The organism is Catellatospora sp. NPDC049609, from assembly GCF_040675365.1.
GTDB lineage: Bacteria > Actinomycetota > Actinomycetes > Mycobacteriales > Micromonosporaceae > Catellatospora.
Genome location: NZ_JBFAOU010000020.1, coordinates 54,150 through 73,933, shown reverse-complemented (window position 1 = coordinate 73,933; position 19,784 = coordinate 54,150). Strand labels below are relative to the sequence as shown.

At 72.1% G+C, this 19,784-nt stretch carries 20 protein-coding genes; 12 read left to right on the top strand and 8 right to left on the bottom strand.

Going from position 1 to position 19,784, the window contains the following annotated elements; translation table 11 throughout:
• The coding region (locus AB0J67_RS08915; protein WP_363478333.1) for a hypothetical protein at window positions 1–243 on the bottom strand (243 nt) is incomplete at its 3' end.
• A gap of 188 nt (window positions 244–431) precedes the next feature.
• Window positions 432–1,628 carry a helix-turn-helix transcriptional regulator gene (locus AB0J67_RS08910; RefSeq protein ID WP_363478330.1) on the bottom strand — a complete coding sequence of 399 codons (1,197 nt, stop codon included), beginning with the start codon at window positions 1,626–1,628 and terminating at the stop codon, window positions 432–434.
• A 753-nt stretch (window positions 1,629–2,381) separates the two neighbouring features.
• Between AB0J67_RS08910 and fxlA the strand changes: the two genes are divergently transcribed.
• The 3 genes from fxlA to AB0J67_RS08895 all read left to right on the top strand — a co-directional run bounded on the left by fxlA (window position 2,382) and on the right by AB0J67_RS08895 (window position 6,842).
• Window positions 2,382–2,534 (top strand): FxLD family lanthipeptide, encoded by a 153-nt coding sequence (fxlA, locus tag AB0J67_RS08905; RefSeq protein ID WP_363478327.1) that lies wholly within the window; start codon window positions 2,382–2,384, stop codon window positions 2,532–2,534.
• 73 nt (window positions 2,535–2,607) lie between these two features.
• Window positions 2,608–5,667, top strand: a complete 3,060-nt coding sequence (locus tag AB0J67_RS08900; RefSeq protein ID WP_363478324.1) for a lantibiotic dehydratase — start codon at window positions 2,608–2,610, stop codon at window positions 5,665–5,667.
• Complete coding sequence (locus tag AB0J67_RS08895; protein ID WP_363478321.1) at window positions 5,664–6,842, top strand: lanthionine synthetase C family protein; 1,179 nt, start codon at window positions 5,664–5,666, stop codon at window positions 6,840–6,842. Before AB0J67_RS08900 ends, AB0J67_RS08895 begins: the two co-directional genes overlap by 4 nt.
• A 213-nt stretch (window positions 6,843–7,055) precedes the next feature.
• Here AB0J67_RS08895 and AB0J67_RS08890 read toward each other — a convergent pair whose 3' ends face one another.
• Window positions 7,056–7,937, bottom strand: coding sequence for a PrsW family glutamic-type intramembrane protease (locus AB0J67_RS08890; RefSeq protein ID WP_363478318.1), 882 nt, complete (start codon window positions 7,935–7,937; stop codon window positions 7,056–7,058).
• A gap of 54 nt (window positions 7,938–7,991) precedes the next feature.
• Window positions 7,992–8,351: a TraR/DksA C4-type zinc finger protein gene (locus AB0J67_RS08885; protein ID WP_363478315.1), complete on the bottom strand. Its 360-nt coding sequence runs from the start codon at window positions 8,349–8,351 to the stop codon at window positions 7,992–7,994.
• Between the two features lie 273 nt (window positions 8,352–8,624).
• Between AB0J67_RS08885 and AB0J67_RS08880 the strand changes: the two genes are divergently transcribed.
• Entirely contained in the window at window positions 8,625–10,589 is a 1,965-nt protein-coding gene (locus AB0J67_RS08880; RefSeq protein WP_363478312.1) for a bifunctional diguanylate cyclase/phosphodiesterase, read from the top strand.
• Here the strand turns inward: AB0J67_RS08880 and AB0J67_RS08875 are convergent.
• A complete protein-coding gene (locus tag AB0J67_RS08875; protein ID WP_363478309.1) occupies window positions 10,570–11,682 on the bottom strand; it encodes a TerC/Alx family metal homeostasis membrane protein in 1,113 nt (370 codons plus the stop codon). The two genes, AB0J67_RS08880 and AB0J67_RS08875, sit on opposite strands and share 20 nt — an antisense overlap.
• A gap of 245 nt (window positions 11,683–11,927) precedes the next feature.
• Between AB0J67_RS08875 and AB0J67_RS08870 the strand changes: the two genes are divergently transcribed.
• On the top strand, window positions 11,928–12,053 hold the full coding sequence (locus tag AB0J67_RS08870; protein WP_363478306.1) for a hypothetical protein: 126 nt from the start codon (window positions 11,928–11,930) through the stop codon (window positions 12,051–12,053).
• Here AB0J67_RS08870 and AB0J67_RS08865 read toward each other — a convergent pair.
• Both AB0J67_RS08865 and AB0J67_RS08860 read right to left on the bottom strand, forming a co-directional pair.
• Window positions 12,029–12,487: an STAS domain-containing protein gene (locus AB0J67_RS08865; RefSeq protein WP_363478303.1), complete on the bottom strand. Its 459-nt coding sequence runs from the start codon at window positions 12,485–12,487 to the stop codon at window positions 12,029–12,031. The genes AB0J67_RS08870 and AB0J67_RS08865 overlap by 25 nt on opposite strands.
• 57 nt (window positions 12,488–12,544) lie before the next feature.
• The gene (locus tag AB0J67_RS08860) at window positions 12,545–12,904 is read right to left on the bottom strand and encodes an STAS domain-containing protein (RefSeq protein ID WP_363478300.1); all 360 of its coding nucleotides are present in this window, start codon (window positions 12,902–12,904) and stop codon (window positions 12,545–12,547) included.
• A 230-nt stretch (window positions 12,905–13,134) separates the two neighbouring features.
• On the opposite strand from AB0J67_RS08860, the gene AB0J67_RS08855 reads away from it, so the two are divergent.
• From AB0J67_RS08855 to AB0J67_RS08835, 5 genes are all read left to right on the top strand, one after another.
• A complete protein-coding gene (locus AB0J67_RS08855) occupies window positions 13,135–13,815 on the top strand; it encodes a response regulator transcription factor (RefSeq protein WP_363478297.1) in 681 nt (226 codons plus the stop codon).
• Complete coding sequence (locus tag AB0J67_RS08850; RefSeq protein ID WP_363478294.1) at window positions 13,812–15,167, top strand: HAMP domain-containing sensor histidine kinase; 1,356 nt, start codon at window positions 13,812–13,814, stop codon at window positions 15,165–15,167. The genes AB0J67_RS08855 and AB0J67_RS08850 overlap by 4 nt, the downstream gene beginning before the upstream one ends.
• Window positions 15,164–15,733 (top strand): GerMN domain-containing protein, encoded by a 570-nt coding sequence (locus tag AB0J67_RS08845; protein ID WP_363478291.1) that lies wholly within the window; start codon window positions 15,164–15,166, stop codon window positions 15,731–15,733. Before AB0J67_RS08850 ends, AB0J67_RS08845 begins: the two co-directional genes overlap by 4 nt.
• A 245-nt stretch (window positions 15,734–15,978) precedes the next feature.
• Window positions 15,979–16,497 (top strand): SigE family RNA polymerase sigma factor, encoded by a 519-nt coding sequence (locus tag AB0J67_RS08840; protein ID WP_363478288.1) that lies wholly within the window; start codon window positions 15,979–15,981, stop codon window positions 16,495–16,497.
• Between the two features lies 1 nt (window position 16,498).
• Complete coding sequence (locus tag AB0J67_RS08835; RefSeq protein ID WP_363478285.1) at window positions 16,499–17,575, top strand: hypothetical protein; 1,077 nt, start codon at window positions 16,499–16,501, stop codon at window positions 17,573–17,575.
• A gap of 164 nt (window positions 17,576–17,739) precedes the next feature.
• Here the strand turns inward: AB0J67_RS08835 and AB0J67_RS08830 are convergent, their stop codons facing one another.
• Window positions 17,740–18,072 (bottom strand): hypothetical protein, encoded by a 333-nt coding sequence (locus tag AB0J67_RS08830; RefSeq protein WP_363478282.1) that lies wholly within the window; start codon window positions 18,070–18,072, stop codon window positions 17,740–17,742.
• A gap of 115 nt (window positions 18,073–18,187) precedes the next feature.
• On the opposite strand from AB0J67_RS08830, the gene AB0J67_RS08825 reads away from it, so the two are divergent.
• Together AB0J67_RS08825 and AB0J67_RS08820 are read left to right on the top strand one after the other, a co-directional pair.
• Window positions 18,188–18,901, top strand: a complete 714-nt coding sequence (locus tag AB0J67_RS08825; protein ID WP_363478279.1) for a SigE family RNA polymerase sigma factor — start codon at window positions 18,188–18,190, stop codon at window positions 18,899–18,901.
• Window positions 18,898–19,779 carry a hypothetical protein gene (locus AB0J67_RS08820; RefSeq protein WP_363478276.1) on the top strand — a complete coding sequence of 294 codons (882 nt, stop codon included), beginning with the start codon at window positions 18,898–18,900 and terminating at the stop codon, window positions 19,777–19,779. Before AB0J67_RS08825 ends, AB0J67_RS08820 begins: the two co-directional genes overlap by 4 nt.
• The last annotated feature ends 5 nt before the right edge of the window (window positions 19,780–19,784 follow it).

Genomic DNA, 19,784 nt, shown 5'->3' with positions numbered 1-19,784 from the left:
GTCGATCACGCGCTGGCGGGCCGCCGCGCTCGGATCGAGCGGCGCCGGCGTGCTCGCGCCGCACGCCGCGACGACGGGGTGCCGAGCATGTCGCGCACGACCGGCCACCGCCACCGCCGCTCGCCTCCCTCCCTCGTGGGGGACCGGCGGCGGGTAGCGGTCGGGGTCGGCGTTGAACCGCTCGGCGATCTGCCGGAACGTTATCCCGTTGTGCACCCGCAGGATGAACATCTCGGTGATCACCTCACCGCGTTGCGGATCGGCGACCAGCCGGGTCTTTGTCGCGCCCTGCGCCGCCCGCGCCGGGGCGGGGTGGCGCTCGTGCGCCGGCAGGTACCCGTACGGCGGCGACCAGCTTCGGGCAGGCGAACGCCTCCGGCTGCGGCAGCGTAGTCCGGGCTCAACGGTCGCTTGGCTGTCGGGCCGGGTGGTCAGTTCTCGATCCCGAGCCAGGTGGTGAAGGCGGTCAGTTCTGAGTTCGACCGGCGGTGCAAGGTCAGGAGTGCCCGGGTCGTCTCCCGGACCATCGGGTGATACCGAGTCTGCTCGGGCGCGAGTCGCCTCGCGGACTCCAGCGCTGACAACGTCTCGGGCCGATTGCCGATGAGCACATGCGCGCGCGCAAGATCGATGTAGTGGTGGCCGGCTCTGGTGGCGGGCATACCGACCGGTGGCGTGAAGTCGAGGCCGCGGCGAATCGCGCGTTCGGGCTCGCCCAGCTCGACCCAGGCGGCCACCTCGTGGATACGAAGGTTCGCCGGGCCGAAGGTGACGTGGTAGCGGACCTTGTCGGCCGGCGCGTAGCGCGTCAGCTCCTCCGCTGCCGCGAGGTGATCTGTGGTGGTGGTGGCGTCGCCCGCGCGGGAGGCCAGGGTGACGGCTCGAAGGTGCATGCTCCCGTATACGGTGACCGCCGCGTCCTCGTGGTCGCGTTCGACCTGGTCGGCCAGAGCGGAGCGGGCGGCGTCCAGGATGCGCAGCCCACGCTGGTAGTCGCCTGCCGATTGGAACGTGGTGACCCGCGTCCACTGGGCGAGTCCGGCGGCGAGCGGATCTCCGGCTCGTTCGGCGGCCCAGATCAGCTTGTGCTCGATGCTTTCCGCCAGGTCGGCGTACCCGAGGCGGTACGCGAGTCCATGCGCCACGTAGTAGGCGCTGACCAGCAGGCCGTAGGTCCGCTCGTTCTCTGTGCCGACCGTGACATGCACAGCCTCGGTGAGCTGCTCGATGACTGCGGGTAGTTGGGCTGCGAGCTTGCCGTACTTGCCGTCGCGGCGCAGGTCGGACATGGCCTTCACCGAGGCGCGGAGCTCGTCGTAGGAGCGCGGGGGCACGTCTCCGGCCGGTGGCAGGTCATAGCCGCGCAGGACGACCCGCAGTGCGTCCACGGCGGTGGGGACGTCGGAGCCGTCGTAGGGCTGGCCGTAGACGCGCTCGATCGGAACGTGGAGTGCACGGGCAACCGCGGCGACGAACGCGTGGCTGGCGGGCCGGTCGCCGGTCTCGACCTTGGTCAACAGGCTGTGCGAGACGTTCGCCTCACGGGCGAGCTTGTGTTGCGTCATCCCGGCGGCTTTGCGCAGCACTGCGATGTTGTCGCCGACTGTCAGAACCCTGTCCCTGTCCACGATCCGCTCCTTCGGCGCCCGATGGGCGCGACCTATTCCAGCTTACGGCGACCCCGACCGCCACTGACAGCGCTGGAGCTGTGACAGGTGTGAAAACTCTGTGCAACTCCGCGAATCGACGTCGCTCTAACGTCAGATCAGTCGACAGTCCAACCCAGACGGACGCCGACTCCGCCCGCGACTTGCGGGTGGATGCAACGCCGGGAATCGCTGCCGTCGGTGGCTGTCGAGAGCGGCGGCGGCAGGAGACCCGGCTGACGGAGGCGCGCCGTGACGTTACCGCGGCGAGCACGACCCACGAGGAGAGGCCATGTGGCTGCCCAAGCGGTGGCGCAAGCGGAGCTGTATCGAGCCGATCGGCACCGTGCGAGGTCGAGTGACGATGCACGGTAGCCGCTGCCCATGCGCTCTGTGCGGGTTCACCGCGGTGTTCGACTCGACGGCGCTCAGCAGGCCGTATGTGCTCGGAACGAGGGCACTCACAGCCGGGTCACGGCCAGGGTGACCCGCATCTGGCTCCCGGCCTGGACCTGGCACGGTCATCGCCCCCGTGAGACCACACAGGGTGTGTGGCATCCCGGGCCGGGAGCTCTCTCTCCCACGCGAATCGAGGAGGTGAGACATGCGAGACCGCATCCGGCACTCGCAGGTTCCGCGCGCCGGCCCGTGACGGCAGGGAAGGCGCTCGCTGATTCAGGTCAAGATCGCCCCTCTGGGCAGCCCGTACACCGATCCGACTTCAAGGAGACCGCCATGCAGGCAGTTGACGACGTCCAGGACGCCTTCGCCCTGGACCTCCGCGTCACCGACGACGTCCCTCCGGGACTCGACAACAAGAGGTGCGGGACCAACGACGGCTGCGCGGGCACGTGCGCGTCGTCGTGCGTCACGCACAGCCCCAACTGATCCAAGGCCACGCGGGGCCGGGCTTGCCCGCCCGGCTCCGCACCCCTTCCACACCGATGAGGAGGAGCAAGCCGTGAACCCTGACCGCACGCTGTTCTATCGGCACAGCGGAGCCGCGCTACTGCGTGCTGCCGTAGCTCCGCTTGATGGCGGGCCGGATTGGTGGCCCGACCTCGACGACACCGGGTCGTGCCGGGACTGGCTCCGCGCGATCTGGGACCGTCCCGGCTTCGCCGATGAGGTGTGGCAGTCCAGCCGCTCGCTGGCCCAGAGCATCGAGGCGATGCTGGACGGCCGCCGATCGATCAGGGACCGCGAGGTCCGCCGTGCATGCGTGTCCGCGATGCGCTACCTGCTGCGGGCCACCGGTCGTCCGACTCCCTTCGGCTTGTTCGCGGGAACCGCGCCGGTCATGTTGGCAGGCAGCGCTGCGGTTCGATGGGGTCGGGAGCACCAAGCCGTGGCGCGAGTCGATACGCAGTGGCTCGCCGATGTCATCACGAAACTCGAGGCGATTCCGGATCTGCTGGCGCTGCTGGACGTGCAGTTCACGAACCTCGCCGCGCGGCGCGGAGACCGGATCGAGACGCCGTTCGGTCCCGAGCGTGCCAGCGTCGCCTACTCCAAGGCCGTTCAGACGGTGCACGAGCTCACCGCGACGCCCATCCAGGTCGGTGCGCTCAGCGAACGCCTGCTCGCGCTGTTCCCCGGCGGGAAGGTGGATAGTCTTCACGCGCTGCTGGCGGGTCTCATCAAGCAGGGCTTGCTCATCACCGATCTGCGAGCGCCGTTCACGGTGGTGGACCCGTTGTCCTATGTCATCGAACGTCTCGATGCGGTCGGCGCCGATCAGATTCCTGCCGCCTCGCCTATTCTGCGGCGTCTGGCGATGATCGGGACCGGGCTGCGGATGCACAACCGGGCGGGCCCAGGAGCAGGCCGCCGGGAGCGCCGCGACGAGATCATGACCTGGATGGCCGAGCTGTCCACGGATGGTCGGCATCCGCTGGCGGTGGACCTCGTACTCGACTGCGACATGCAGATCCCGGCGCAGGTGGCCGAAGAGATGGAGCACGCCGCGAGCGTGATGCTGCGCCTGTCGCGGCGGCCTGCCGGTGACGCGGCGTGGCAGGACTTCCACACGAGGTTCATCGAGCGCTACGGCACGGGGGTGCTCGTGCCCGTCACCGACGTGACGGACCTCGACTCCGGGCTCGGGTTCCCGGCGTCGTACCTGGGAACGGTGGCCACCGAGCCGGTCGAGCCGCCGACCCGCCGGGATCAACTGCTGCTCGGCCTGGCGATGCAGGCGATCGCCGACGACACCGGCGAGGTGGTGCTGACCGATGACGTCCTCGCCGAGCTGACCAAGGACAACGACTTCGACGGCCGGCACTTTCCCGCTCACGTGGAGCTGGCCGCACGTATCCAGGCCACCGACACGGACGCGCTCACCGCAGGGGATTACGGGCTGATCGTCACCCCCGCCCGGTCGGCCGGGACGCTGACATGCCGCTTCAGCGTCCTGTCCACCGGCAGCGGACTGGACCAGGTTTACCGGTCGTTGCCGGTCACGGTCGACGGTGCCGTGCCGGTGCAGATGAGCTTCCCGCCCGCCTACCCGCACGCGGAGAACGTCTGCCGCATCCCGGCGTTCCTGCCGAACGTGATGCGTTTCGGCGAGCACCACCGGGCAGACCCGACCGCGGACGTGACGTTGGACGACCTGGCGATCCTGGCGACACATGAGCGGTTCTACCTGGTCAGCGTTTCGCGGAACCAGGTCATCGAGCCGCAGGTCCTGCACGCCCTGGCGTTGCAGAAGCAGCCCCCGCCGCTCGTGCGGTTCCTCGCGCACCTGGCGCGCGGGTTCGGTGCGCTGTGGACCGAGGTCGACTGGGGTCCGCACTGCCACGATCTGCCGTTCCTGCCGCGCCTGCGGTACCAACGCAGCGTCATCGCCCCGGCCCGCTGGCAGCTCGCGGCCAGTGCCTTGCCCGCGCCGCCGGCCACGACCGCCGCCTGGGACTCGGCGCTGGCCCGCTGGCGTGTGACGTGGCGCTGCCCGGACGTCGTGGAGCTGCGCGACGACGACCGCACGTTGCGCCTTGACCTCACCGTCCCCGCACACCGGGTCCTGGTGCGCCAGCATCTGGACCGTCACCCCGCGGCGACCTTCACCGAGGCGCCAGGCGCGGCCGGCGACTTCGGCTGGGCCGGCGGGCACGTACACGAGATCGCGATCCCGCTCGTCACCTGCCGGCCTCCGGCGCCCTCGCCGTTACGCCCGGCATGGCCGACGATCGGTAACCGTCACGGGCATACGCCTGGTGCGCCGGACAGTCGCTGGATACAGCTCAAGTTGTTCACACACCCGGAACGCATGGACGAGATCATCCGCGTTCACCTGCCGAAGCTCATGCACATGATCGACGGTGATCCGCAGATGTGGTTCGTGCGCTACCGCAGCCGGCTGGAGACCCCGCACCTGCGGCTGCGGCTGCACACCCCCGACCTGTATCACCACGCCTCGTATACGGCAGCGGCGGGGCAGTGGGCACACCGGCTGCGAGAACGCGGTGTCCTCGGGCACGTCGTGGCCGACACGTACTACCCCGAGGTCGGCCGCTACGGCACCGGCCCGGCGATGGCCGTCGCCGAGCGGGTGTTCGCCACGGATTCCGCCGTCGTCGGCGCGCTACTACGCGGCCAGACCGAGCTCGGACTTCCACCGACGGCGCAGGTAGCGGTGTCGATGGTGTCGATCGCAGCAGGGTTCCTCGGCGGCGGCGAGGAGGCGATGAACTGGCTCGCCTCGCGCGCGGCCGCCACGGGCCCCGCGATCGATCGTGACATCGCCCGCCACGTGCTCGCCTTGACCGGTCCGGGGACGGACTGGTCGCCGCCGTCGTCGACGGAAGAAGTCGCGGCTGCCTGGCGGGCTCGGAACCTGGCTCTGGCCGACTACGCCGAGCACATCGGCGACGATGCGCGCGCCGACGTGCTCGAGTCGCTGCTTCACATGCACCACAACCGCGCGGTGGGCATCGACCCGGCCGGCGAGCGCATCGCACGACGGCTGGCGCGGCAAGCGGCTGTGTCCTGGACGACGAGGGCTGGTACCCGACTATGAGCGACGTCTTGCCACCGAGCGACGATCCCGAACCGGGCTGGAGCCAGTCGCTCGCGACCGGGGCGCCCGGAATCGCACTGCTGCACGTCGAGCTTGCCCGCTGTGGTCTGGGCGAGTGGTCGACGGTGCAGCACTGGGCAGCCGCGACGATGCGCCATGAGGTGAGCACCCACCCCAGCGCGAGCCTCTTCCGGGGCGCACCGGCCGTGGCTTTCGCACTCCACGCCGCCGAACGCAAGGCGTACGCGCCCGCGCTGGACGTCCTCGACGGGCAGATACGTCAGATCGTGCAGCAGCGGTTGGCTACCGCCCACGACCGCATAGACGGGCAGCGGCCGCCCGCGCTCGCCGAGTTCGATCTCATCTCAGGGCTGACCGGGCTCGGCGTATACCTGCTGCGCCGCGACCGAGACCACACGACCCTTCGCGGCGTGCTCAAATACCTGGTCCGGCTCACTGACCCGCTGCTGTCGCCCGATGGTCTGGTGCCTGGCTGGTGGACCGCCCACGGCCCGCAGGACATCCCGTCACCGGATTGGGTGGGAGGTCACGGCAACTTCGGCATGGCCCACGGCATCGCCGGGCCGCTCGCACTACTGTCATCCGCGATGAGACGCGGGACGACGGTGGCCGGACAACCGGAGGCCATCGAGCGCGTCTGCTCCTGGCTGAATACCTGGCGACGCGGCACCGCCGCGCAGCCCTGGTGGCCGGAGACGATCTCGCTCGGCGAACTGCGATCCGGCACATCACACGCCCGCCACCCGCACCGCCCGTCGTGGTGCTACGGCGTGCCCGGCATCGCACGAGCGATGCAACTCGCCGGGCTCGCCCTGGCCGACGAACACCGCCGGCGAGCCGCCGAGGACGCCCTGGCCGCCGCCATCGGCGATGGACTTCAACTCAACCGCGTGACCGACGCGTCCCTGTGCCACGGCTGGGCGGGGCTCGCGCTGACCGTCTGGCGCGTCGCCGCGGACTCACACGATCCGAACCGGCTCACCGACCGGATGCCGTACCTGATCGGCCGCCTCGATCGCCACCTGCGAGACCACCCCGTCCGCGGGCACGGCCTTCTCGAAGGCGCCGAGGGGATCAACCTCGCCCAGCACAGCATCACCCGCACCCACCTGCCGCTGTCTCGCTGGGACGCATGCCTGCTACTGGACGGCTGACCCAGCCCGCCACACAACCGAAGAGCACTCGACTGCCCGGAAGGACACGATGAGCATCGCCACCGACACACCCGCCGAAGAGCTGCACACGCGCATGATCGCCGCGATCAACGCGCACAGCCCGCACCGACCACGCACCATCGACACGATGAGCGCCATCCCGCGCCTGGAGTTCCTGCGCGAGATCAACGCCGACGTCACCGCCGAGGACGCCTACGACCCCGAACTCGCCGTCATCGCGGTGAGCGTGTCGGGCCAGGCGCGCTTGCCGGCCAGCAGGGTGCGCCGGTCCAGGTACGTGGCGGCGGCGAGCGCGAGCAGCGGGTACAGCCAGAACGCGTGGCGCAGGAAGGCCAGTGGGCCGGCCAGCGCGCCGATGAACCCGGCGCCGTCCGGGTCGACGACGTCGTGGTTGAAGGCGGCGTGGTCGAGCCAGGGGAACAGGATCAGCGCGGCGCCGGCCAGGCGCTGCAGGGCGCTGCCGCGGATCAGCAGGCCGAGCCCGAGCCCGGCGAGGGCGCTCCAGACCAGGTGCAGGTTGGTCTCCGGGCTGGGCGTGTCGGTGCTGAAGGCGTCGACGTAGGACACCGGGGTCGGCAGCCACGAGGTGAGCAGGTCGGGCAGGCCCCACACCTGCAGGAAGCTGAAGCCGCGCATGATGGACCAGCCCTCGATCGGCCCGCCGGCCGCCGCGTTCGCCGCCTCGCCTGAGTGGCGCATCAGCTGCTCGACGAGCGCGAAGCCCGCTCCGCCGGCCGCGCCGAGCAGCAGGAAGTCCGTCAGCCCCCACTGCGCGCGCACCTTGCGGTGCAGCAGCGCGAGCAGCCCGAACGGCGCCACCTTGGCCAGCTCCTCGATGAGCGGGTCGGTGGTGTAGCTGGCCGTCCGGACGATCTCGGCCAGGGGCTCGCCGGTGAGCGCGGCCGCGCCCCGGGTGTAGACCAGCTGCAGGCCCAGGGCGAGCATGCCGGCGCCGTACAGCCCGGCCACGACGCCGAGCACCAGCAGCGGCATGCGTACGGTGCGGGTCGCCGAGGCGAGCATCGTGAGCTGCCATACGCCGTAGCAGGCAGCGAACATCATGAGGACGGTCACGCCGCGCACGGTAGCCGGTATCGACAACGGCCACTGTCCGATGGACGACTCGGGTCAGGCGGGCGGCCGCCGGCGTGCGGCACAGGCCACGCAGGTGCGCGTGGACGGCAGCAGGTCGAGCCGCTCGGCCGGGATCGGGCGGCCGCACCGCTCGCAGGCGCCGTACGTGCCTTCCTCGCACCGCCGCAGCGCGTCGTCGAGGTCGGCCAGCCGGCGGCGGGCGCTGTCCAGCAGCGCGGACACCTGCGCCCGCTCGAACCCGATCGTCGCGCCCTCGGGATCGTGCTCGTCGTCGGCGTTCGACGCCCGGGACGCGTCGATGACGGCGGCGAGGTCGCCGGTCAGCGCGGCGATCTGCCGTTCGGTGTCGGCGCGGGCACGCCGCAGCGTCTCCCGGGTCGATGTGCTGCTCATGGCACGGGCAACGCTACTCGCGGCCGGTGGGCGGGGGCTGCCGCCCGGGTGGTGGCCGGCCGGCGTGACGTGAATTACTATCGGGTCCAACTATATGTGGATAGGCCCGAATTCTTCGTCAGGTGTGTCGGCCTCAGCCAGCCACGCCACGGAAGGACCACTGGCATGCGATGGCGATGGTGGGGGCGAGCCGGGAGCGGGTCGGCCCGCGGACATCCCGGTGCCCGCTCGGGTGAGGGCGGCACGCCCGTGCGGCCGCGACGCAGCCTGGGAATGACCGCTGCGCTCGGCGCCGTCCTGTGCGGGCTGGCCGCGCTGACGATCTGGGGCACCGTCACGGCGGTCGACGCCGCCGAGGCGCAGAGCCGCGCGCTGCGCCTGGACGCCGTCTTCGGCGACATCAGCACGGCCGTCTCCGTGCAGGAGATGCTCGCCCGGCACTACCAGCTCGAACCCTCCCCGGCCGGGCGCGACCGGTACGCGGCCGCCGTCGCCGAGGCGGACGCCGCGGTCGAGCGAGCGGTCACACTGAGCTACGGGCCCGCCCTGGCCGACGCCCAGCGCCTGCGAGCCGAACAGGGCGCCTACCGCGAGGCCGCGGACAAGCTGATCGATCTTGTCACGCAGCGTGACGCCAGCGCTATCGCGCAGGACCGCCTGGAGGTCACCCCGGCGTACTACACCCTCCAGCAGGACGCCACCGAGGTCTCCGTCCGCCACCACGAGCTCGCCCAGCAGCTGGTGGCCGACCTGAGGCGGGTGCAGACCCGGATGTTCGCCGCCACCGCGGGCGGCTTCGCGGTCGGCCTGGCCCTGGTGGCCGCGATCTGGCGCGTCGTGCTCGCCTACCAGCGCCGCATCCTGCACCACGCCGAGGCCAGCCAGCACCAGGCGTACCACGACCCGCTCACCGGACTGCCCAACCGGCTGCTGTTCCAGCGTCGGCTGGAGGGGGCGATCGGGGCGGACAGCCCGCACCGCCGCCTCGCGGTCATGCTGATCGACATGAACGGCTTCAAGGCCGTCAACGACACGCTCGGCCACCACGCGGGCGACGAGGTGCTCATGGAGACCGCGCGCCGCCTGCGCGGCGTGTGCCGCGACGGGGACACCGTCGCCCGGCTCGGCGGTGACGAGTTCGCGGTGCTGCTGCCCGACGCCGCGCCGCAGGACGCCGAGGAGTGCGCGCACCGCGCGGTCGGCGCGCTGCGCCGCAACTTCCTGGTGCCGTCCGGCTCGGCCGCGGTCAGCGGCAGCGTGGGCCTGGCGCTGGCCGCCGCCGGCGCCTGCGCCGAGACCACGTTGCGCCACGCCGACGCCGCGATGTACCGCGCCAAGACCAGCGGCAAGGGCGTCGCGGTGTACGACCCGGCGGTCGACACCGACCAGCCGCGCCGGATGGAGCTGTTCGGCGACCTGCGGGCGCTGCTGTCCGACGGCGACCCGCAGCAGCAGCTGGTGCTCTTCTACCAGCCGCAGGTACGCCTGGCCGACGCGACGGTGACCGCGGCGGAGGCCCTCGTGCGCTGGCGGCACCCGCAGCACGGGCTGCTCCCGCCCGCCGCGTTCCTCAGTGTCATGGAGGCCGGCGGCCTGGAGCTGCCGTTCACGTACCACCTGCTGCGGCTGGCCGTCGAGCAGGCCGCGCGCTGGTCGGCGCTGGGGCGCCCGATGGCCGTGAGCGTCAACGTCCCCCCGAACTGCCTGCTCGACGAGGCGTTCGTCGACCAGGTCCGCACCGCGCTGGCCCGCGCCGGCCTGCCGCCCGCGCTGCTCCGGCTGGAGATCACCGAGAGCGGCATGGCGGCCGACCCCGACCGCGCCCGCGAGGCCCTGTGCCGGCTGCGCGGCGACGGCGTCCAGGTCTCGATCGACGACTTCGGCACCGGCTTCAGCTCGATGAGCCAGCTCAAGATGCTGACCGCGGACGAGTTGAAGATCGACCGCTCCTTCGTGCAGGACCTGGCGACCGACCCCAACGACGTCATCCTCGTGCGCAGCGCCATCGACCTGGCGCACAACCTCGGCCTGTTCGTCACCGCCGAGGGCGTCGAGGACATCGCCTCGCTCGCGGTCCTCACCACGCTCGGCTGCGAGCAGGCGCAGGGCTTCGCGCTGGCCCACCCGGTGCCGCCCGAGCAGCTGTTCGCCGAGTGCGCCAAGGCCGGCAGCACGGCCCGGATGATGCTCGACCCGGCGCGGTCCGGCGGCCGGGCCGTCAGGCCCCGGAACTGCTGACCGGGCTCGGCCGCGTGGCGGCGTCCGCGTCGGCCGGTGCCTGCGCCGGGGTGTCCGGGCTCGCGCCGTCCCGGGCCGGGTTCTCGGCTCCCACGGCCGCACCGCCGGTCCGGCGGCGATCACGGCGGTTGGCGACCAGGCTCGCCACGATCACCGTGGCGAGGATGCCCACGATCACCGCGAGCGACAGCACGGTCGGCACGTCGGGCACGGCCGTCCACACCGTGTGCGCCCAGTGCAGCACCAGCTTGACGCCGATGAACGCGAGGATCAGCGCGAGGCCGTGGTTGAGGTAGCGCAGCGCGCCGAGGGCGTTGTGCAGCACGAAGTACAGCGCGCGCAGGCCGAGCAGCGCGAACGCGTTCGTCACGAAGACCAGGTAGGGGTCCTCCGTCACGCCGTACACGGCGGGGACGGAGTCGACGGCGAACACCACGTCGGTCATGAACACGGCCGCGACGACCAGCGCCATCGGCGTCAGCGCGCGGACGCCGCCCTGGCGCACGGTCAGCTTCGAGCCGTGGTACTCCTCGGTGACCGGCATGAGGCGGCGCAGCGCGCGTACGCTGCGCAGGTCGCCGATGTTGAGCTGGTGCGGCTCGTCACGGGCCGCGTCCCGCATCACCTTCACCGCCGTCACCAGCAGCACGCCGCCGAACAGCAGGAACGCCCAGGTGCCGGTCTGCAGCACGGCGGCCCCGGCGGCGATGAAGACCGCCCGCAGCACCAGCGCGCCCACGATGCCGTAGAGCAGCACCCGCTGCCGCAGCGCGGCGGGCACCGCGAACGCCGACAGCAGCAGCATGAATACGAACAGGTTGTCGACGGACAGGGACTTCTCGACGACGTACCCGGTGAAGAACTCCACGCCCGGTGCGGAGCCGTAGCTCCACCACACGAACAGGCCGAACACGGCGGGCAGGGCCAGGTAGAACACGCTCCACCCGACGGCCTCGCGCATGCCGACCTCGTGCGGGCGGCGGGTGACGACGAAGTCGAGCGCCAGCAGCGCGAGCAGGACGGCGATGGTCCAGCCCCACAGCTGCGGGCCGGCGATCGAGTTCAGGGGTGCGGCGACGGCGGTCGCGGACATGCGGACTCCCAGACGTGTAGGTCTGAGGTCTCCTTCACCCGCGCCGCGGGTGACCTTCCGGGGGCCGGTTCACCAGCCCGTACTGTCCGGAGCGGTCTTGGGAAGTACTCCCCTCGGGTGTTGATGGTAGCCACGACCCCTGTGAACTTCCTGAGTGTGACCCGTGTGGCGGCTGAGGTTGCCGGGGCGCCGCCGCGGCGCGACCGTGGACGGGGAAGCCATGCTCGGCCGCGGGGGAGGGCCACATGTTCACCGAGGTGCTCGTCACGGTGCTGCTGCTGGTCAGCGTCGCCGTCAGCGCGGTGGCACTGGTGTCACCGCCGTACCGGCCGCCGCGCGGCACCGGTTACCGCCACCGGCACGGCCACTGACCCGCGTCCGTCCACGGCGGACGGTCACCACGCGGGCGCGGCCCGCCGCGCGGTGGGCGGGTCTCGGCGCGGCAGGCGATGCCGGTGTGGGGCCGGCGCAGCGCCATCCCGCGCCGGGGGCGCGCCGGCAGCAGGTGCCCCGCGCCGTAGTCGCGGATCGCCGCCGCGACGGCCCGTGAGCAGCCGTCGATGGCGAACGCGATCCCGCGGCGGGCGGCCTCCCGCCCGCACAGCACGATCGCGGCCACCCCCACATCGTCCACCCGGCCGACGCCGCGCAGGTCGAGCCGCACCGCCGCCACCGGGCGCGTACGCAACAGCGCCACCAGGAACTTCGGCAGCCGGTGCGCGTTGTCGACGTGCAGCGCGCCGGCGGCGGTGATGTGCACGAGGCGCGGCTGCCCGCCCTGGCGCAGCGCGAGATCCTCAGCCACGGCCGCCGTCCGTTCCCCTCCGGACGCCGCCGCTCCCGATCGGCCGCGGGCCGCCGCTCACAGGACGGCCTGCTGGGTCGCGTCGCCGAGGGTCAGCGTGCCGTCCGCGCCGATCACCTGCAGCACCCGGTCCACCTTGGCGAGCCTCAGGTTGCGCCGCGCGCGGGCCGAGGGCGAGCGCAGCGCCACCGAGCCGCCGTCGCGCATCGCGCGCCGGTGCGTGTCCAGCAGCAGCAGGATCCCGGCGGCGTCGATCATGTCGCAGCCGGCCAGGTCGATGACCAGCCGCCGGGGACGCAGCGCGAGCGCCTCCTCCAGCATGTCGTGGACACCCGGGGCGGACTGCGCGTTGAGGTCGCCCTGCACCTGCACCTCCACCAGCGGAACCGCCGGCACGGCCCGGCCTGCCTCGTCCACCCGGCACCTCCTTCGCTGACGGACCCGAGCCTTGCCGGGCGGTACGGCGGTAACCTCGCGGAACCGTGACAGTTGTGTGACAAGCGCGCTGCCCGGGGTGCGGGCACGCGGGCCACGATCGCGGCGCGTTGTGGCGGAAGTCCGGCGGATGCATGACAGTTCTGTGACAAAGACCAAGTGCGCCGGCTCACGCCTGTCTACCGTGCTGTGCCGTACGGCATGATGCCGCGATGTTCGAGGTACTGGTGATCGAGGACGACGACCGGATCAGGCTGGCGCTGACCCTGGCGCTGGAGGACGAGGGCTACACGGTCCGGGCCGCGGCCACGGCCGAGGAGGGGCTGCTCGGCCAGCGCCGCGAGCCGGCCGACATCGTGCTCGTGGACCTGATGCTGCCGGGGATCGACGGGTTCCAGTGCATCCGGGAGCTGCGCCGCACCGACGACGTGCCGGTCGTGGTCATCAGCGCCCGCGACGACACCCACGACATCGTCGCGGCGCTCGAGGCGGGCGCCGACGACTACCTGGTCAAGCCCGTGGCGACCAAGGAGCTGTCGGCCCGGCTGCGGGCGCTGCAGCGCCGGGCCCGGCCGCCGGCGCAGACCGCGCAGCCCGACGAGCTGGCACTCGGCGACCTGGCGGTGCGGCCGCTGGCGGGCGAGGTGCTGCTGCGCGGCGAGCAGCTCACGCTGACCCGCACCGAGTTCCGGCTGCTGTGCGAGCTGGCCGAGCACGCCGGGCAGGTGCTGTCGCGCCAGCAGCTGCTGCAGCGGGTCTGGGAGTACGACTTCGGCGACGAGCGCCTCGTCGACGTGCACGTCGGCCGGCTGCGCCAGAAGATCGAGGACAACCCCGGCACCCCGCAGCGGCTGGTCACCGTACGCGGCCTCGGCTACAAGATGCCGCGATGAGGAAGCCGGGCCTGCGCGCCAGGGTCACCGCCGGGTTCGCCGTCGGCGCGCTGCTCGTGTCGGCCGCCATGGCGCTGCTGTCCTACCAGCTCACCGAGCGGTACCTGCTCGACGAGCGGGAGCGCACCGCGCGGCGTACGGTCCTGGCCGACGCCGAGATCGTGCGCGCCGGTCTCAACGTCGACGATCCCGACGAGCTGCAGGTGCTGCGCTCGCTGGACACCGGCGCGAACCGTCGCGCCCTGCTGCAGCACGGGGGCGTGACCTACTCGCGCACCGTCGACTCCGGACTCGCCAGGAACCTGCCCGACAGCCTCGTCGCGCTGGTCGCGCGGGGCGAGGCCGGGGTGCAGCGGGTCCGCATCGGCGACCGCGCGGCCATGGTGTTCGGCGTGCCGCTCGGGGAGTCCACGGCGCTGTACGAGGTCGACTACCTGCACGAGCTAGACCGGTCGCTGAAGGTGCTGGCGCTGGTGCTCACCCTGGTCGCCGCGGGCACCGCCGGGGCCGGGGCGCTGCTCGGCGTGTACGCGGGCCGCCGCGTGCTGCGCCCGCTGACCACCGTGGCCGACGCCGCCCGCGACATCGCCGACGGGCGCCTGTCCGCGCGGCTCGACCCGGAGACCGAGCCGGACCTGGCGCGCCTGGCGACCTCGTTCAACCGCATGGTCGACCAGCTGTCCGCCCGGATGGACCGCGATCGGCGCTTCGCCGCCGACGTCAGCCACGAGCTGCGCTCGCCGCTGCAGACGCTGTCCTCGGCCGCCAGCGTGCTGCAGCGCCGCAGCGCCCAGTTCGACGAGCGCACCGCCGTCGCCGCCCGGCTGCTGGTCGAGGAGGTGGACCGGTTCCAGGAGCTCGTCACCGACCTGCTGGAGCTGGCGCGCAGCGACCAGCCGGCCGACCTCGCCGCGGTGGACGTCGCCGCGCTGGCCCGGCAGGTCTGCCGCACCCGGGGGCTGCCCGCCGACCTCGTCGTCGTCGCGCGCGGCGCCGACCGGTTCTGGCAGGTCGACCGGCGCCGGATCGAGCAGGTGCTGGCGAACCTGCTCGACAACGCGCAGGCGCACGGCGGCGGTGCGGTGGCGGTGCGCGTCGCGCGGCTGCGCGGCGTACACGTGCTGGAGGTCGACGACGAGGGTCCGGGGGTCAGCCCGGCCGACCGCGACGCGATCTTCGACCGGTTCGTGCGCGGCCGCTCGGCCGGCGCCCGGGGCGACAGCGAGGGCACCGGCCTCGGGCTGGCCCTGGTCGCCCAGCACGTGGCCGCCCACGGCGGCACCGTGCACGTGCTCGACCGCCCCGGCGGCGGCGCCCGTTTCCGCGTCGAACTGCCCCGGGAGGACACATGACCCGCGCCGCCGCGGCCCTGGCCGCCACGGGTGGGCTGCTGCTCGCCCTCGCCGCCGGATGCGGGGTGCCCACCGAGGACGCCGCCCGGGTGATGGAGCAGACCCGGCCCGCCGCCGCGCGCACCCCCGCACCGGCGGTCACCGCGACGGGCGCGGTCACCGAGAAGCTCTACCTGGTCCGCGACGGCCTGCTCGTCGCGGTCGAGCGCAAGGTGCCGAGCCGGCCCGACGCGCGGCAGCTGGTGGCCGACCTGATCGCCGGGCCGACCCCCGCCGAGCAGGATGACGGCATCACCAGCGCGCTGCAGGGCATCACCGCGATCAGCTCGGCGACCGACGCGGGCGGGTCGGCGACGGTGGAGCTGTCCACCGCGCTGGAGGGCACCGGCCGCAGCGACGACGTGCTGCCGTTCGCCCAGCTCGTCTGCACCCTGTCCAGCCGCACCGAGATCAGCCGGGTGGTGTTCACCCGGCAGGGGGCGCGCATCAGCGTGCCGCGCGAGGACGGCTCGCTCACCGAGGACCCGCTGACCTGCGCCGACTACGCCGGCCTGGTGCGGCGCTGAGTCAGGGCTCGATCAGGCCGGCCCGGATGGCGTAGCGGGTCAGCCGTCACCCGGCTCGCCGCCGCGGCGATCCTGCTGGCCGTCAGGTCCCGCGGGCCGAGCCTCTGCAGCAGGCTGGCGCGGTGCCGGGCGCGGCGGGGCGGGGCGATGACGGTGGCGGGGCTGACGGTCACCGCCGAGCCCGATCGGCGGAGGCGTTAACCTCGCCGTCCGCCCGCAGCGTTTCGGTGGTGGGAGGTTCACACATGCCACGACCCTGGAAACCGACGCCGCCGGAGGGCTTCGCGCAGTTCGTCGCCGCGCGCTCGGACGCGCTGCTGCGGTCGGCCTGGCTGCTCACCGGTGACGCCGGGCGCGCCGAGGATCTGCTGCAGACTGTCCTGGCGGACCTCTGGCGGCGCTGGGACACCATCACGACCGGCGGGCATCCCGAGGCGTACGCGCGCAAGGCGCTGTTCACCACGTACGTCTCCTGGTGGCGGCGGCGCTGGCGGATGGAGATCCCCAGCGAGCCGCCCGACCGGACCGGAAACGGCGACACGGCAGGGGAGTACGCCGACCGCGACGCCGTCCGCCGCGCCCTGGCCCGGCTCAGCCGACAGCAGCGGGCGATCGTGGTGCTCCGCTACGTCGAGGACCTGACGGTGCAGCGTACGGCGGAGGTCCTCGGCTGCTCCGAGAACACGGTCAAGGTGCAGGCGTTCCGTGCCCTGCGGGCGCTGCGCGCCGATCCGAATCTCGAACTCTTCGCCTGGAGGTCATGACATGGCACACGAGGACGAGCACATCCGGCTCCTGCTGACGGGTGCCGTGCCGCCGCTGACCGCGCCCGAGGACCGGGTCGGCGAGGTGGGCAGGCGGGTCGGCCGACGGCGGCGGCGCCTGCTCGGCACCGGCGCCCTCGCCCTGATCCTGGCCGTGGGGCTGGCTGCCGGTGGGGCGCGGGCGCTCACCGGACCGCCCGTCACGCCCGTCGAGCCCGGCGCGACCGCCGACCCGCTGGGCTGGACCTCGTGCGATGAGGCGGTGCCGGGCCGGAGCCAGGACGGCTTCGCGGTGCCGGCGCGGGAGGCGGCCGCGTTTGCCCGGCTCACCGCCGACGCCCGGCCGGTCGCCGTCGTCATCTGCGAGGTCGTGCCCCAGCCCCGGACCGGCGGCGGCGAGGAGCTGGTGCTGCGGGAACGCCAGGGCCCGGACATCGGCCCTCTCGTCACCGCGCTGCGCCTGCCGGACGAGCCGAAGACCGGCGGCGGCTGCCGTACCGACCTGGTGCCGGCCCCCTGGCTGGCGATGCTCGACGCCGAAGGGCGGTGGACGCGGCCGGGAATCCCGCTCGACCGGTGCGACAAGCCACGGGGCGAGGTGGGCACGGCCATCGCCGCGATGAGGCTCACCACGATGTCGGTCTGGCCGATCCGTGTGGTCGAGTCGCCGGAGGACACCGTGTCCGGCTGCGACCGGAACTGGAAGGACATGTTCGCGTGGGACGCCACGGGTAGGCCGGCGCCTGACAGCGGGACGCTCGCGCGCCCGTTCCCGGCCGGGCAGGAGATCCGCCTGTGCGTCTTCGAGGCGCGGCAGGACGGCGGGGACCTCGTGTACGGCAGGGTGCTGGCGGAGGACCGCCGGGCGGCGGTCGAGCAGGCGCTGCTGGCGGCCGGGCCCGTCGCGCCGTGCTACGAACACGCCGATCGGATCGCGGTGCTGCGGTCGGTGCAGAACAACAACCCGACCACCTATGTCGAGCTCGACGGGTGCTACCGGATCAGGGTCACCGGCTACGGCGAGCCCGGCTTCGCGCAGGGCGACCCCGCGCTGGCCGGGCTGCTCGGCCGGTCCTGAACAGCCGGCGCGCCCGGCGACCGCCCATCCGTCATGTCCCCTTGTGCCACACCGTGATCATCGCAAGTCGAGACCGACTTGCGCGGCGGGCATGGCGGTGAAGGTGAGCATGGTCGAGCGTCGGCGTCCACGCCCTGCCGTCGGACCGAACCTCGCGATCGACGTCACTCACTGATCTGAGTGTGGGCCGGTCCTGAGTCGTAGCGGTCGAGAAACGCGTCGGCTGAGAGGTCGAGTGCATGCAGTACGGAGAACACCTCCGTACCCGCGCCGACCTCCTCGTCGCCGTCGGAGATCCGGTATGCCTGCACCATGTCGAGGACTTCGAAGTCGTGCTCCCTGGCGTACTCGGCCGACTCCCGCTCGGCCAGTTCGATGGCCTCGTCGAGGGAGCTTGCTCGCAACAGCACGACACGCTCCTCGAAGGGCCGGTTTTCCCAGGTAACCCATCTATAGAAGGTTCTGGCGCCGTACCACGCCTTCGGCTCATGGCTCATTGCCGGTCCGCCATCTCCTCGCGCCAAACCGTGATCATCGCAAAGGAAGATCTATTCGTGCAACGGGCCCTGGCCCGCCTGACGTGCCAAAAATGATCACAAAATCAGGCAATAAATGATCCTCATAGTGGTGATCACCCGGCCGGTGTGGTCGCGGCCTGCTTCCGAACCCCGCCACCTGCGTCCGTTCAGCGGCACGACGAAAGCAGCCTGGCCCAGCGCTTCCCTCCCCGTTGAGAACTCCTCGCCGATCCGTCAACCTTCGGCAACCTGCCGTCGTCTTGTCCGCGACGAAAGGAGCGCGATGTTGTGGAGCCAACGCTTCGATGGGCTGGAAACGCTGGTTGCCGAACGGGGTAGTGCCCTGCTGGGCACCGCGGTTCTGCTGACCGGAAGCCGGGCGGCGGGCGAGGACCTGCTGCAGGCGGCCCTCGAACGGCTGATGCGTTCGTGGGGACGGGTGCGCGAAGACCACGAGCGGTATCTGCGCCGGACGATGTACCACCTGGCGATCGACCAGTGGCGACGCCGCCGGCGCCGGCCCGAGGTGTTCGTCGAATACGAGCCCCCGGGACAGCCTGATGCCACCGACTCCCTGGATCTGCGGGACGCGCTGAGCGGGGCGCTGGCTCAGCTCTCCCCCAGGCAGCGCACCGTGCTGGTCTTGCGCTACTGGGAGCAGCTCAGCGAGACCGAGGCCGCCGAGGCGCTCGGATGTTCCGTCGGCACCGTCAAGTCGACCGCCTCGCGGGGACTGTCCCGACTCCGCGAACTGACCGCGACCTGGGACATCAGCTACCCCACCACTGCGAACAGGACTGCACGATGAACGCTGATCTGGAAGAACGTCTGCTGCAGAGCATGCACCACAAGGTCGACGGGATAACGCTCGCCAGCGACGTCCTGGGTCGTGCCACGCGCCGTCACCGGCGGCGCACCACCACCATCCGCATCGGGTACGCGCTCGGCGTGACCGGACTCGCGGGCCTGCTGACCGCCGGCCTCACGCTGGGCACCGGCGCCGCGCCCGGCAAGGACGCGCAGCACCCGTCTGCGGTGCAGGCTGCGCCCGCGTCGATGCGGCTGGCGGCCGCTGCTGCGGCCAGTGACGACATCAGCTACCGGATGCGGCTGACGACCGGTGCCGCGCAGGGGCAGGGCGGGCTGACCTACGAGGGTGCATTCGACCCGAGGACCGCCACCGGGTACGTCCGGCTGCCGAAGGACGACGTGGTGATGGTCGAGCTGCTGATCGACGGCACGCGCTACGTGGGGGGCGAACCGCCCCTGAGCCCGCTGCCGCCGGACCGCGCCGGCGAAACCTATGGGCGGTACGGCCAGTACCCAGGCAAGTACGACCGGCTGTCCCTCTACGGCGGCCCGGCAACCGTCCTGGGTTCTGCGGGACCCGACCCGGGAGCGCTCTTCAAGGCGCTGAAGAAGGCGGACGCTGTCACGACGGACAACCCTGACGGCACCCTGCACTTCGAGTACACCACGCAGGGGACGGATGGACCGAGCACCACGTGGGGTGACATCACGCTCGACGCCGCCGGCCGGATTGCCAAGGTGGCGTTCTCCAGCACCTGGCAGACGACGGCGAAAGGCCGGCTCGACACCGGCACGTTCACCGCAACGCTCGAGCTGTTCGACTACGGCATCGAGGTGAAGGTGGAGCGGCCCACCGACGTGGTGCCCGCCAACTGATCGAC

Coding starts and splice junctions, on each gene's coding strand:
- fxlA (WP_363478327.1), top strand. CDS start 2,382: ATGCAGGCAGTTGACGACGTCCAGGACGCCTTCGCCCTGGACCTCCGC.
- AB0J67_RS08895 (WP_363478321.1), top strand. CDS start 5,664: ATGAGCGACGTCTTGCCACCGAGCGACGATCCCGAACCGGGCTGGAGC.
- AB0J67_RS08885 (WP_363478315.1), bottom strand. CDS start 8,351: ATGAGCAGCACATCGACCCGGGAGACGCTGCGGCGTGCCCGCGCCGAC.
- AB0J67_RS08880 (WP_363478312.1), top strand. CDS start 8,625: ATGACCGCTGCGCTCGGCGCCGTCCTGTGCGGGCTGGCCGCGCTGACG.
- AB0J67_RS08875 (WP_363478309.1), bottom strand. CDS start 11,682: ATGTCCGCGACCGCCGTCGCCGCACCCCTGAACTCGATCGCCGGCCCG.
- AB0J67_RS08870 (WP_363478306.1), top strand. CDS start 11,928: ATGTTCACCGAGGTGCTCGTCACGGTGCTGCTGCTGGTCAGCGTCGCC.
- AB0J67_RS08855 (WP_363478297.1), top strand. CDS start 13,135: ATGTTCGAGGTACTGGTGATCGAGGACGACGACCGGATCAGGCTGGCG.
- AB0J67_RS08850 (WP_363478294.1), top strand. CDS start 13,812: ATGAGGAAGCCGGGCCTGCGCGCCAGGGTCACCGCCGGGTTCGCCGTC.
- AB0J67_RS08845 (WP_363478291.1), top strand. CDS start 15,164: ATGACCCGCGCCGCCGCGGCCCTGGCCGCCACGGGTGGGCTGCTGCTC.
- AB0J67_RS08840 (WP_363478288.1), top strand. CDS start 15,979: ATGCCACGACCCTGGAAACCGACGCCGCCGGAGGGCTTCGCGCAGTTC.
- AB0J67_RS08835 (WP_363478285.1), top strand. CDS start 16,499: ATGGCACACGAGGACGAGCACATCCGGCTCCTGCTGACGGGTGCCGTG.
- AB0J67_RS08830 (WP_363478282.1), bottom strand. CDS start 18,072: ATGAGCCATGAGCCGAAGGCGTGGTACGGCGCCAGAACCTTCTATAGA.
- AB0J67_RS08825 (WP_363478279.1), top strand. CDS start 18,188: ATGATCCTCATAGTGGTGATCACCCGGCCGGTGTGGTCGCGGCCTGCT.
- AB0J67_RS08820 (WP_363478276.1), top strand. CDS start 18,898: ATGAACGCTGATCTGGAAGAACGTCTGCTGCAGAGCATGCACCACAAG.